The organism is uncultured Brachyspira sp. (genome assembly GCF_910588665.1).
Classification (GTDB): Bacteria; Spirochaetota; Brachyspiria; order Brachyspirales; family Brachyspiraceae; genus Brachyspira.
The window spans coordinates 1-13,424 of sequence record NZ_CAJUPR010000020.1 but is presented as its reverse complement, the minus strand read 5'-3'; the positions used below and the strand labels follow the sequence as shown (position 1 = coordinate 13,424).

The 13,424-nt window shown below is 30.2% G+C and carries 12 protein-coding genes and 1 tRNA gene; 4 read left to right on the top strand and 9 right to left on the bottom strand.

What is annotated here, in order from left to right; all coding sequences use genetic code 11:
• The 7 genes from QZ306_RS10170 to QZ306_RS10140 form a co-directional block, all read right to left on the bottom strand.
• On the bottom strand, positions 1-590 hold a 590-nt coding region (locus tag QZ306_RS10170; RefSeq protein WP_295163570.1), incomplete at its 3' end, for a restriction endonuclease subunit S.
• Between the two features lie 57 nt (positions 591-647).
• Positions 648-1,544 (bottom strand): Abi family protein, encoded by an 897-nt coding sequence (locus QZ306_RS10165; protein ID WP_295163569.1) that lies wholly within the window; start codon positions 1,542-1,544, stop codon positions 648-650.
• Between the two features lie 202 nt (positions 1,545-1,746).
• Positions 1,747-3,132 (bottom strand): argininosuccinate lyase, encoded by a 1,386-nt coding sequence (argH, locus tag QZ306_RS10160; protein ID WP_295163567.1) that lies wholly within the window; start codon positions 3,130-3,132, stop codon positions 1,747-1,749.
• 7 nt (positions 3,133-3,139) lie between these two features.
• The gene (locus QZ306_RS10155) at positions 3,140-4,360 is read right to left on the bottom strand and encodes an argininosuccinate synthase (RefSeq protein WP_295163565.1); all 1,221 of its coding nucleotides are present in this window, start codon (positions 4,358-4,360) and stop codon (positions 3,140-3,142) included.
• Positions 4,361-4,427: 67 nt separating this feature from the next.
• A complete protein-coding gene (gene argF, locus QZ306_RS10150; RefSeq protein ID WP_295163564.1) occupies positions 4,428-5,366 on the bottom strand; it encodes an ornithine carbamoyltransferase in 939 nt (312 codons plus the stop codon).
• Between the two features lie 157 nt (positions 5,367-5,523).
• Complete coding sequence (gene flgN / locus QZ306_RS10145; protein WP_295163562.1) at positions 5,524-6,033, bottom strand: flagellar export chaperone FlgN; 510 nt, start codon at positions 6,031-6,033, stop codon at positions 5,524-5,526.
• A 78-nt stretch (positions 6,034-6,111) separates the two neighbouring features.
• Positions 6,112-7,404, bottom strand: a complete 1,293-nt coding sequence (locus tag QZ306_RS10140; protein WP_295163561.1) for a hypothetical protein — start codon at positions 7,402-7,404, stop codon at positions 6,112-6,114.
• Positions 7,405-7,583: 179 nt separating this feature from the next.
• Between QZ306_RS10140 and QZ306_RS10135 the strand changes: the two genes are divergently transcribed.
• The 4 genes from QZ306_RS10135 to QZ306_RS10120 all read left to right on the top strand — a co-directional run bounded on the left by QZ306_RS10135 (position 7,584) and on the right by QZ306_RS10120 (position 11,248).
• Positions 7,584-7,656: transfer RNA gene (locus tag QZ306_RS10135), tRNA-Val, on the top strand.
• A gap of 163 nt (positions 7,657-7,819) precedes the next feature.
• Positions 7,820-8,911: a M15 family metallopeptidase gene (locus QZ306_RS10130; protein WP_295163559.1), complete on the top strand. Its 1,092-nt coding sequence runs from the start codon at positions 7,820-7,822 to the stop codon at positions 8,909-8,911.
• 47 nt (positions 8,912-8,958) lie between these two features.
• Positions 8,959-10,644, top strand: a complete 1,686-nt coding sequence (locus QZ306_RS10125; RefSeq protein ID WP_295163558.1) for a 6-hydroxymethylpterin diphosphokinase MptE-like protein — start codon at positions 8,959-8,961, stop codon at positions 10,642-10,644.
• Between the two features lie 67 nt (positions 10,645-10,711).
• A complete protein-coding gene (locus tag QZ306_RS10120) occupies positions 10,712-11,248 on the top strand; it encodes a hypothetical protein (RefSeq protein ID WP_295163557.1) in 537 nt (178 codons plus the stop codon).
• Positions 11,249-11,274: 26 nt separating this feature from the next.
• Here QZ306_RS10120 and QZ306_RS10115 read toward each other — a convergent pair whose 3' ends face one another.
• Together QZ306_RS10115 and QZ306_RS10110 are read right to left on the bottom strand one after the other, a co-directional pair.
• Positions 11,275-11,907 (bottom strand): lactate utilization protein, encoded by a 633-nt coding sequence (locus QZ306_RS10115; protein ID WP_295163556.1) that lies wholly within the window; start codon positions 11,905-11,907, stop codon positions 11,275-11,277.
• Between the two features lie 228 nt (positions 11,908-12,135).
• Positions 12,136-12,993, bottom strand: coding sequence for a flagellin (locus tag QZ306_RS10110; protein ID WP_295163571.1), 858 nt, complete (start codon positions 12,991-12,993; stop codon positions 12,136-12,138).
• Positions 12,994-13,424: the final 431 nt, after the last annotated feature.

Below are 13,424 nucleotides of genomic sequence, written 5' to 3'. Positions count from 1 at the left end.
TCAAGTTTGCGGCGCTCTGCGTCGATTAGTTCATCGGCGGTGCTCAATACTTCTGCAATTTTTTGCTGTTCGGGGATAGAAGGGAGTAAAATATTCATGTCAATAACTTGCGACATATTAGGATGTTTAATTCCTATGCCTCTGTAAAAAGAAGATATTAATTTTAATTGATTTATAAGAGTATAATATAAAAACTTATTGTTAAGTATATTAATATCTTTTGATGTAGCTATTCTATTATCACTTGTAATAAACTTACCTTTATAATATTGAATTATAGGATTTCCGCCCCAAGGTATACATATTATTTCACCTTCAGTTAAAGTATATTTTACTTCTTCTTCATTAGTAAAAAAATTAGTTTTATTAGTTGTTAATATTTTTACAGTGCCTTTTTCTCTTATCAGTTTTTTTAATTCATCTGCTAAATAATAATAATATTTAATAGTATTTTCTTGTTTTTTGGGGTCAACTCCTTTAAATTTTTTATCCCATATTGTGACTTGCCATAAATATTTTTCTTGCCATTCGCCTGTATTTTTAAACTCCTTAAATCTCATCTGAGGAGTATTATTATTGTTTTTATTCATTTTATACTATCCGAATAATTAAAGGTATTTAATTTAAAAAGGAATATATAATATTAATTACAGTTTAATCAATAATGCATTCCAATCATTTGGAAATGCTATATGTTCTAAATCTATATATTTTTTATGTTCTTCCACAATAGATATTAATTTTTTTAATATTTCATCGTTCCATTTATCTTTAAATGGATAAAGTTTTTTAATTGCAAATACTGCTCCCCATAATCTTCTATTTGATTTTTCATCTATACACTTAATTCCTGCAGGTATTGCCGTAAAAGTTCTAAAATATAAACGCCCATAATGAGCGCAGATATTTCTTATATCGGTACAGCAGCGAAGCCAACTCTCTATATTTTTAGGAATAGTGTTATAAATATCTCTTGATAAAGCCTTTTTATCCTCTAATTTTAAGTTGCTGAAAAAAATAGACAGCATACCGAAAGTAAATATTTCCGACGCTACCCACATTGGAAAATTACCTTTATATTTATTTATATGATGTTTAACAAATAAAACTTTTTCATTATTTTTTATTTCCCGATTTAAACTTTCTATAAATTTTTCATGAAATTTTTTTTTCTTTTGAATATGTTTTTTGTCATCTGTGCATTTATAAAAATTTTTGCTTAAAGTATATCCTATAGGCGTGTATTTATGAACATGAAAATAAGCAATTTTGGCGCGCAGAAAAATCTCAATTTCTTCTAAAGCTGTTAATAATATACTACGCAGTTTACGGTCAAACTCATAAATTGAATAAACTCTATTAAAAGACAATTTACCTTTATATGTGTTGTTTTTATTTTTGAACGGCAGGAAATAGGCGCTTAGTCTATAATAATTTACAGATTCAAGTACGGCTATACACTCGCATTCATCATCTATTATGCAGCCTCTATCTTTTATAATCTGAAGCTGTTCTTTATACGAACGCGGAGGTTTAAAATCCATAAAATAACTCTATAAGAAATGTCCCCCATGGGACACATCGTATAAACGCTAGGTGCTGGGGGTACTGTTGCCTATAAGTATAATTTAAAAATATAATTTTGTCAACTAATTTATAGCATTTTTATATATACCAAAACTTCTTTATATTTAATCCGTTAAATCTTAAAACAGGTTTTCTATTTTCACCGCATATCATTATTATTTATACTTTAGATTTTAACCATTCTTCATTTATTTTAATTACTTCATTTACTGCAGCAGAACTTGGGCTTCCTATCATAGTTTTATTTTCAATCTGAGCTTCTGGAGTTATGCATAAATAAATATCGTTTTCAAATAAATCGGACTCTTTTTTATATTCCTCTATGGTAAGAGATGAAAGATTTTTATTATTATTTATAGAATATACAACAAGCCTTCCGGCTGAGCCATGCGCATCTCTGAAAGGCATTCCCTTTCTTACAAGATAATCGGCAACCTCCGTAGCATTTAAAAAACCTTCGTTAACAGAGTTAAGCATATTTTCTTTATTGACTTTCATTGTCTTTAATACATCTGGAAGTATAAGCAGGCAGTTTTCAGTATTCTTTAAAGAGTCAAATATACCCTCCTTATCCTCCTGCATATCCTTATTATATGCTAAAGGCAGGGATTTCATTACTGTCAATATTGAAAATAAATTGCCGTATACTCTTCCTGTTTTTCCTCTTATAAGCTCAAGTATATCGGGATTCTTTTTCTGCGGCATAATGCTTGAGCCTGTTGTAAACTCATCATCAAACTCTATAAAATTAAACTCCGAAGATGAGTATAAAATAAGCTCTTCGGAGAATCTGCTTAAATGCATCATAATTATTGATAAAACGGAATGCATTTCTATAACAAAATCTCTGTCGGATACTGCATCCAAAGAGTTCAGCATAACATTTTTAAAGTTAAGAGTTTCGGCAGTTTTTTTATTGTCTATATTGTATGCAGAGCATGCCAAAGCTCCTGCGCCTAAAGGCATTATATCTATTCTTTTATAAGCGTCGCTTAATCTTTCAAAATCTCTTTTAAGCATCTCAACATAAGCGCCCAAATAATGCGCAAATGTAATAACCTGCGCCCTTTGAAGATGAGTATATCCGCTCATATATGTTTTTGTATGTTTTTTCTGAATGCCTATTAAAACGGAAATTAAATCCAGTATTAAAGATTTAATATTTTCGTTTTTGTTTTTTAAATACATACGGATATCAAGAGCCACCTGATCATTTCTGCTTCTTCCTGTATGCAGTTTTTTTCCTATTTCTCCCGCTCTGTCAATAAGCCATTTTTCAATCTGAGTATGAATATCTTCAAGCTCAAAATCAAATTGAAGCTTATTATTTTCAATATCTTCTAAAATCTGCTTTAAGGCATCTATTATAACAGCGCTTTCATTTATAGGAATAATACCGCATTCGCCCAGCATCTGTGCATGCGCTATGCTTCCTAAAATATCCTCTCTGTACATTATGCAGTCAAAAGATAATGAAGAATTAAAATCATTGGCTTTATTATTTAGAGGTTTTGAAAAACGCGCACCCCATAATTTTTCTTTCATAAATTAATTATTTAACTCCGTTTTTTTTAAGCTCTTCTTTCATTAAGGCATTAACCTTCATAGGAAGCCCGTAAAGAGTAATAAATCCCTGAGCATCATTATGATTATATAATTCGCCCGTTGTAAAGCTTGCCAAACTATGATTATAAAGAGAATAAGGAGAGGAGGAGCCCGCAGGTATAATATTTCCCTTATATAATTTTAATTTTACCTTTCCTGTTACGGTTTCCTGAGTGCTGTCTACAAATGCGCTTAAAGCCTCTCTTAAAGGAGTAAACCATCTTCCGCAGTATACCAAGTCTGTAAATTTATTGGAAACTGCCTGTTTGAAGTATAATGTTTCTCTGTCTAAGCATAAATGTTCAAGTTCTCTGTGAGCCGCATAAAGAATTGTACCGCCAGGAGTTTCATATACTCCCCTGCATTTCATTCCCACAACTCTGTTTTCAACTAAATCCGCAATACCTACGGCATGCCTGCCGCCTATTTCATTTAAATATTTTATCAAATCAGAAGGAGAAAAAGTTTTTCCGTCTGCTTTAATAGGTATTCCTTTTTCAAACTCTATCTCTATAAATTGCCCTTCATTAGGAGCATTCTCTATAGTATTCGACAATTTGAGAAGTCTTTCATAATTGGGCATGTTATCAGGGTCTTCAAGCTCCAAGCCCTCATGCGATAAATGCCAAAGATTCTTATCTCTTGAATATGAATCGTCTTTTTTCATAGGAACTTCTATATTTCTGTCCTCCAGATATTTAATTTCTTCTTCTCTGGAAGATATATCCCATTCCCTCCAAGGAGCTATTATTTCGAAATTAGGAGCCAATGCTTTAACGCTTAATTCAAATCTTACTTGATCATTTCCTTTTCCTGTGGCTCCATGCGCTATTGCAGAAGCCCCTTCTTCAAATGCAATATCAACTAATTTTTTTGCTATCAAAGGACGTGCTGCGGAAGTGCCTAAAAGGTATTTTCCTTCATATACGGCTTCAGCCTTTACTATAGGATAAATATAATCGGTAACAAATTCATCTGCGCATTTAATTAATCTGTACTTTAAGGCTCCTGTTTTTAAAGCCCTCTCTTCCAGTCCGTCGGTTTCCGTTCCCTGACCCACATCAACGCATACCGCTATCACATCATAATCATAATTCTCTTTAAGCCATGGTATAATAACCGTAGTATCCAATCCGCCTGAATAAGCTAATACCAACTTTTTTTTCATAATAAATTCCTTTTATATATTAAATATTTTTTTATTTATGCTGTTATTTTAATATTATGCTGTTTTGCTATTTTATTATTGCGCTCATTATGGACATCTGTGCATGCATTCTGTTTTCCGCCTCAGTATAAATATATTCGGCATTCATATTAAATACCTCTTTGCTTATCTCCTCGCCCTTATGAGCGGGAAGACAATGAAGAGCTATAGCATCTTTGCCCGCAAGAGAAAATAATTCCTTAGTAAGAGTAAAGCCATTAAATACTTTAAGTCTTTCCTCTTTTTCGCTTTCCTGCCCCATAGAAGCCCATACATCTGTATATACAACATCAGATCCCCTTACAGCTTCTTTAACATCGTTCATAATATCAACAGTGCTTCCGTTTTCTTCTGCAAACCTTTTTGCAGTATCTGAAGTTTTTGAATCGGGTTCATATCCTTTAGGAACGGCAGCCTTAATATTTACTCCCAGCATAGAACAGCCTGTAAGAAGACTATTGCATACATTGTTTCCGTCTCCTATATATGATAAAGTCAAGCCCTTAAGCTTTCCGAAATGCTCTTTCATAGTAAATAAATCAGCCATAATCTGGCAGGGATGCGAAAGATCCGTTAAAGCGTTTATAACCGGCACTTTTGAATGCTTTGCAAACTCTTCAATATCGCTGTGGGCAAAAGTTCTTATCATAATTAAATCGCAGTATCTTGAAATAACATTTGCGCTGTCTTCTATGCTTTCCCTCTTTCCAAGTATAATTTCATCTTGCTTTAATACAAAAGCATCTCCGCCTAATTTTTTCATACCTATTTCAAAACTTAAGCGAGTTCTTAGGCTTGGCTTTGAAAAATACATCACCATAGTTTTATTTTTCATAATATTGATTTCTTCATGGCTTTTAAGCTTTGATTTTAATTCAAAAGTATAATCTATTAATGCAGACAGCTCATCGCTTGTAAAATCTTCTAAATTAATAAAATGTCTTCCAGTTAAATTTACTTTTTTCATACTTTTTTATCCGTTAATTTTTATATTGTTATTTTAAGTAATACTATATACCGTTTTCATAATTTTGCAATATTTTTGTACACTTATTTTTAAAAATAAAATAAGCATACAGCATAAATAATACCGTACGCTTAAATTAAGATATAAATATTCTATATTAAACCTGCTTATTTACCAATACCGATAATTTTCTATTGACAACATGTTCTTTTCCTTTGTTGTTATAGCCCATTTTTTTGCTTTCATTTAAAACTTCCTTCATATTTGCAAATAAATCTAAAGCTTCATCAAAAAGCTTAGGCGCTAATTTATTTAAATGCTTAAGTCTTGCAATTAATGTAACCAATTCAAGACGCAATGCAGATATTCTGGCTGTTTTATTAAGAGGTATTCTTCTTATAATATCGGACAATGTAGCTGTTTCGGATAAATGAGGAAATTTATTTAATACTATCAAATCTATTATATTTTCCCTAAGTTTTCTAAGCTCATTAGCCTCATTCATCTTTTCATTTTGATGATCGCAATACAAATGTATATCCTGAAGTCTTGTATTGATTATAGAATTAACTTTTTTTTCTTCATCTTCCAATATTATTTTATATACATCTATCTCTTTTGAAAGAAGTATCTCAATTTTTGTAAGTTCTTCATATAAGTTAAACATAAATACCGCCTTATTAATTAACTATAAATAAATTATCGGCAGCTGCTATAATTACTTTACATAATTTTTTATATTATGTTAATTTTCTATATCTATTGATTTAACAGCCTCTATGCATATATCTCTGTACTTTTTATCTGTGTATGTGAACCAAGCAAGAAGAGCCAGTTTTTTAGCGGCGCATACGGCAGTTATTATATTATCGTTTTCTTCAAGTTCCTTTTCATATACAATGCTTTCTATATCGGAGCTATGAGATTTTATATCAAGCTTTTCTCCCTTATCCTCTCCTGCAATATCTATCTGCTTTAAAACATATTCCATTATTATATCAGTCTCTTCATTTGCAAAAGAATAAACCTGCATAGCTATATATATATTGATATCCTTAAACTCTATAAGAGACTTATCATTTTTAAATACATTCATACGCATAGGAAGACTTATAGTAAATCCTGCTGCTACCGTATATCTTGCATTCTCCAATCTGAATCCTATTTCTATATCGGACTTATGAATATTCTTCTTATTCTCTATAAACTTAGCAAGATTAGAATCATCCAAATAATGCGCAATATCAATAAGTATATTCCAAGGATAGCGCAGAGAATCGTCTTTTTTATAAGCCTCCTGAAAAGAATACATAATTTTTTTATACATTATTCTTTCTTTATCATCAATAATTTCTCTGAAAGGATAATAAAGCCATATCATACTTACAAAGCTTTTAAACCAGAATTTTGCATTCATTTCATCGCTGTCCCATATAAAAAAATCTGAAGCTAATGCAAATCTGTCCTCTTCTTCGGAATCTATAAAATCGGAAAACCAGTTTTTACCCCAATATCCTAAAGAAGATATTGCAAAATATTCTTTTTCTATTACAGGATACTCATAAGGCATTGATATCATAAAATTGCTGAAGCCTTTATCATGATGAGCTATAAGCATTTTAGAATACTCAGCCAAAGAATTAATAAAAAATTTTTTTAAAGCCTCAAAATCTCTGCTTTTAAAATAGCCGCTCGGATCTTTATGAAAGCTGTCTTCTATAAACTCTATATCAAGCCTTCTTGCTATTCTGTCAAGTACGCCTACTATAAACTTATGATATCCTGCTCCGAAAGCGCCCGTACTTATAGTTATAAATAAAGTGTCGGTTTTAAACTCAAAATATACAGGATCTGCAGAAGGGTGAAAAGAATATATAAGAGTATTTCCGTCTTCTATTAAAGAAAACTCAGAAATCATTACAAGCGGATTTATATTTGCTTCATTTAAAGAAGAAACTACAGCTTTAAATAATCTGTCTTTGCTTGGAATAACCCGCCTATTATCAAATGTTGCCGATAGTAAAAACTCTATATTCATTTTAATAAAATTCTGCTTAATTTGTAATATTTATATGTAAAATAATAACATTTTTTATTATTTTAGCAATAGTTTAATAAAGTTTTATAATATAAACATAAAATTTAACTGGTTCGGCAAATTAACCGCTTGACATTTTTATTATTGTATGATAATATAAGTCATCGTTTTTATTAATAGGGCGATTAGCTCAGCTGGGAGAGCGGGTGCCTTACAAGCACTAGGTCGGCGGTTCGATCCCGTCATCGCCCATTTTTTTAACTCCTTCTTTTTTAATAAAACTTCCTACTTAAATATAATTTTTTTAAATGTAATAAATTTGAATATAATGCCGATATATGTTATTATATTATGTAAACTTTGTTATAAAAAGGTTTATGCATATATTATATAAAAATCAGAGATAATTAAAAATATGACTGTTTTGCAATATACTTTAGTAATATTAACAATATTAGCTGTACTAGCGCTTATGAGCTTTATTATAAAAGCAGGCTCCAAATATAAAATTTTTACAATAGTTCTTATAACAATAATAGTTTCATCAATATCCGCAGTGGGAATAATATATATAAACAACACATCGAATTTAACTGCAGATATGAATATTAATAAGCTTGAACTTAAGAAAGAAAATAAAAAAACAATAAGAAGAGATATTATTATAAGACCTGGAACATTGGAAATTATATCTCTGCATTTGGCATACTCCAACAGAATATCGCCTCCTTCCATAAGAAACAGAGAATTGGGATTTTATCTTGATGAAACATGGTTTAATTGGGCTGACGGAAAATTACTTACAGATGAAGATATGACTAATCAGGACAATTATATACCATTCGGATTTTATCAGTATACTGTAAAAGGAATGCCCAAAGTGGAGGAGGAAACACCCGAAAAAACTAAAGAGCTTCAGGAATACTATAAAAAAAGGGTCAATAATACAAAATATATTAATAATAAATTCCTAGATACTCTGTATGACGGTGCAAGCGAAAAAAGCATGATTAAGAATATAAGTACAAAAAGCATATTGGGATACAAAGTAAGAGTGCATAATTATGTATATGAACCGTTATCCAATGTAAGCGCAGAAATAAAACTTATATCTCAGACGAATAAAGATGTAAAAGAGTTTCTGAATTCTCTTAAAATTGTAAGCGGCTATGTATGGAAGATAATTTCAAAAAGCGCAAGCAGAAGTTATCACAGCTACGGAGTTGCTTTCGACACTCTGCCTAAAAAAAATTACGGAAAGCAGATATATTGGGCTTGGACTAGGGTAAATAATAAAGCTTGGTATGCCGTGCCTTATGATAAAAGATGGCATCCTCCTGAAGAAGTTGTAAATGTATTTGAAAATCATGGATTTATATGGGGCGGAAAATGGCGCAATTACGACACTATACATTTTGAATATAGACCCGAACTTATAATATATAATAAAATAAAAGATGATGAAGATGCTGCTTATGAATTAATAGAAAAATACGGAATATTTTAATATGCATATTCTGCCTTATATATAAAAATAAATAAAAGAGAATGAATATGATAAATAATATATTAAGCAAAAGCATATTAGATAAAAATATTGAACTTCTGAAAAAAAATAAATACAATTTAAATGCTGTAAAAAAGCTGACAGAGTATAAATGCAGTCAAAGCAGATATCAGTTAAAAAAAACTAAAAATAATTTATTTTCAGTTATGCATAATAATAAGCCTTTAACTTCATTATATAATCCTATTGAAGAGGCTAAAAGACTTATACAGCAGTTTGCAGCAGATAATAAAGAGCATATCGGAATATTTTTATCTATAGCATCATTCTACCATATACAGTATTTTTTATCTCTAAATAATAAAAATAAAGCCTTAATAATAGAAAAAGACATTGAAATAGCAAAGCTTATTTTAGAAAATATAGAAATAGAAGAAAATAATTCTGAAAATATTATTATTATATTAAGCGAAGATACTGAAGCGGTAAGCAGGTTTTTTAACTTTTATATAAATGACAGCGATGCAGAAAAAATAGCATGTATAAGACATGTAAGAGCTTCAAATACAGATAAGGAAGCAGGCGAATACTACAGCAGCATTAATATATGTATTCTAGAGTGCATAAAAGAAAAATTAATGTCTCTGACTTCAAATTATTATTTTGCGCCTATATGGTCCAGAAATATATTATATAATATGCATTTTAATAAAGGATACTCAATAAAAACTTTTCATAATATATTAAATAAGAGCATTCCTATTTTACTGGTATCTGCAGGAGCTTCAATTGATAGCTATATAGAAAAAATCGCTGAATTATCAGAAACCCATTTTATTATTGTTCTATCCCATGCTTTTAATACCTTAATACAGAATAATATTAAGCCTAATGCCGTTGTTTCTACTGATGGAGGATTTTATTCATCCATACATACGGCAGATCTTATAAAAAAAGAAAATAAAGATATTAATATATTTACAACGCACAGCGCATATCCGTTTCCTTTAACGAATATTGAAAATAACAGAATATTTTATTTTTCTCATAATGAAAGCTTTGAAAAAATATTATATCCTATAGAAGAAAGCAGCGGCAATATATATTTCTGTATGGAAGGAAGCGTCATAATGCCTGCCTTAAGAATAGCCTGCATGCTTAATCCTAAATATATACTTCTTGCAGGATGCGATTTCTGTCATATTGATGATAAAACGCATTCAAAGTTTTCTAACGCAACGGCTTATGACATGCTTAAAATGAATAAATTAAAAACTTTCGAATCTTTAAAATATAAAAGGCTTAATGATAATCAAAAAGTTAAATGCTATGACAATATTTACAGAAATACATCAGACTCTCTTTTAAGCTATAAAAATCACTTTGAAAACTTAATATGCAAAATACCGCATAATACAGATATTTTTACTTTAACAAAAGAATCAGCAGCATTAAAAAACACATCAATATATGATGATAAATTGATGCATGGCAATAAGCGATTCAAAATAGAAATTAAAAGATATTTAGAAGAGGATATAAATAAAAACAGCCTTATAAAAAAATTAAATGAATATATAAAAAATATTAATAATAATGATGCTTCATCAGACCTTACCGATATTATATCTCCATGGCATGCTAAAAAGCTTTTAAGCTCTTCAATAACCTATGAAGAGTTTAAAAATTATATAAATAAATGGTATAATGATATAAAGCCTCTGCTTAATTAAACTTTATTATATTTCAGAAAACTGTATTAAAAATAAATTATATCATTAAAATAAAAGGAGAATGCAGATGAAAAAAATTATATATGCGCTTATATGCTTATTAATAATTTCAGCCGAAGTATTTCCTGCGGCTGTTACAAAATATTATAATAATTGGAAAATAAGAAAAATTACTTATGACAATACCCGCACAAAAACCATTACAATGACTATAAAAAATGATGATATGGAAATATATATAGCCTCTAGAAATAATCAGCTGAGCATAAGCATAAATTGGTATAAAGACCGTATAGATGAAAATATGCCTGTGGTTCAGTATAGTTTTGATAATTCGGCATATAAATCCGCAGAACCTTTTATGAGATCTTCGGCAGATAACTTTGATATATTATACACAGTATCACCCGCATTCGGGATCGTTCAGGAGAAAGAAATTATTGATTTTTTTAAGAAATTAATAAACTGCAGAACTTTATCCCTAAGACCGAATAATTACGGAGAAAAGTATACTATTGATGCTGCTGGACTAAAAGAAGCCGTTCAGAAAACAGATTTTACAGGAACTTTATTTGATAAATACAAAAATGAAATTTTAAGATAATAAATAAAATCTGCTTATCTTAAATATTAAAATCCCAATTCTTCATTTATAAATATTATATGTATTCTGTCTTTTATATGACATTTATTGATTATAGCGGTATAGGCGCATAATCTTTTTTCAATATCGCAGTTATCTTCATCGCATATCATATTATTAACGCAGCATGGATTATCTAATTTAAACCTTATGGAGTTTTCGCCTGCCGCAATATTTCTTACTCTTTTTAAGGCATCTTTTTCGGTATTGCATACTTTATTTCTTCCCGCTATTATAAATACTTTTTTAGGTCCGTAAATAACTGCTGCAACTCTGTTTCCGCCTCCGTCTGTAGATATGATATCTCCGTTTTTTGTTACGGCATTGGCAGAACATAAATAAACATCGCTTGTAAAAGCTTTTATTTCGGCTTCAGCTTTTAATTCCTTATTGTTTCTGTCTATAAAATTTTTATAATTCTTTAAATCCTCAAGTATTCCGATTTGATTAACAGATGTGCTTCCTCCGAAAGTTACAGTATCATCTTCTTTTATAAGAGATAATACAAATTTTCTTGCATCTTCTTTATTTGAAAAGCTGTCGAATGCAAATCCTTTTCTAACAAATTTTTCTTTTAACATTTTTGTTAAATTTTGAAAATATTCTTCCTGAACTGTCATAAAAAAATCCTTAATTAATATATTATTAAAAGTATGAAATATTAGTATAGTATAACTGATATTTTTTTCAATATTATTAAAAACATAATTAAAGTAAAATATATAATATTAATAAAATAAAAACGGTAACTTTTTATATAAAGACTTCAGAGTTTAAAAAATAATACATAAAAAATAGCAGGCTTCATTAAAATTAACAAAACCTGCTATTTTTTATCAGAACTTAAATTACTGAATCAAACGCAAAGCGCCTTGTCCCATAGTGTTAGCCTGTGCAAGCATAGCTAAATTAGCCTGACTTAAGATTTGATCTTTAGCAAATTTAACAGAAGCTTCAGCCATATCGGTATCTCTTATTCTGCTTTCGGAAGCTGCTGTATTCTCATAAGCAATCATCAAGCCTTGAGCTGTAAGCTCCAATCTGTTTTGATAAGCGCCTAAGTTGGATCTCTGTTTAGAAACTTTAATTAAAGCTTCATCAACTAATCCTATAGCAGTATTGGCTTTATCTATTGAAGAGATAGATAAGCCTACGCCGTCAGCAGTCTGCAAACCTAAAGCGGCTGCAGTCATAGTTCCTATATAAACTCTTCTTCTTTCGTCCATGTTTGCACCCATATGAAACCACATAGAAGCAACGGGAGCTCCGCCTTCATTAGGATTTGCAAATCTTCCTGTAAGCATATTAAGAGTATTGAACTGAGCTTGGCTTGCAATACGATTAACCTCATCAACCAACTGAGAAACTTCAACCTGAATAAGCATTCTGTCGGCATCTGTATAAATACCGTTGGCAGATTGTACTGATAATTCGCGGATTCTCTGCAGAATATCTTGACTCTCCTGAAGATATCCTTCGGTAGTCTGAATAAAAGATATACCGTCCTGAGTATTTCTTTCAGCCTGACGCAAACCGCGTATCTGAGTACGCATTTTTTCAGATACGGCAAGTCCTGAAGCATCGTCTCCTGCTCTGTTGATTCTTAATCCTGATGAAAGAGCAGCCATATCTTTGGAAAGATCCACATTTCTGAACTTTAAAGTACGCTGCGCATTTATAGCGCTGATATTATTATTGATGATCATCGTCATCCTCCATGATATTTATTCAAAAAGGCATCCATGCCTAATTGGCAAAAAATATTTAAAGAGAATTTAAGGTATTCCGACAATCTTTAAAGACTATATGAAGTTGCCAAAATACCATTAAATTCTATTATATAAGGATAGATAAGCCTATATAATATCCTTATAAATTATATGGTATCAACTAAGCAAATAGGGAGTTCGAGACCGCCGAATACTTGAACTCTCATTTTGCTATATAATAATTTTCGGACTTCTCGGAATAAAGTTTAATTTAGTTTAGCACTTTTTTCTTTTTTTTATAATTTTTTTAAATCATTAGAATTAAAAAATTACAGTTTATATACCTGCCAAACAGTATTTTTTATTATCATCTTAATAATATTTATAAAAAATTTTCTGATTTATTCATCTTTATTCATCAAAATTAA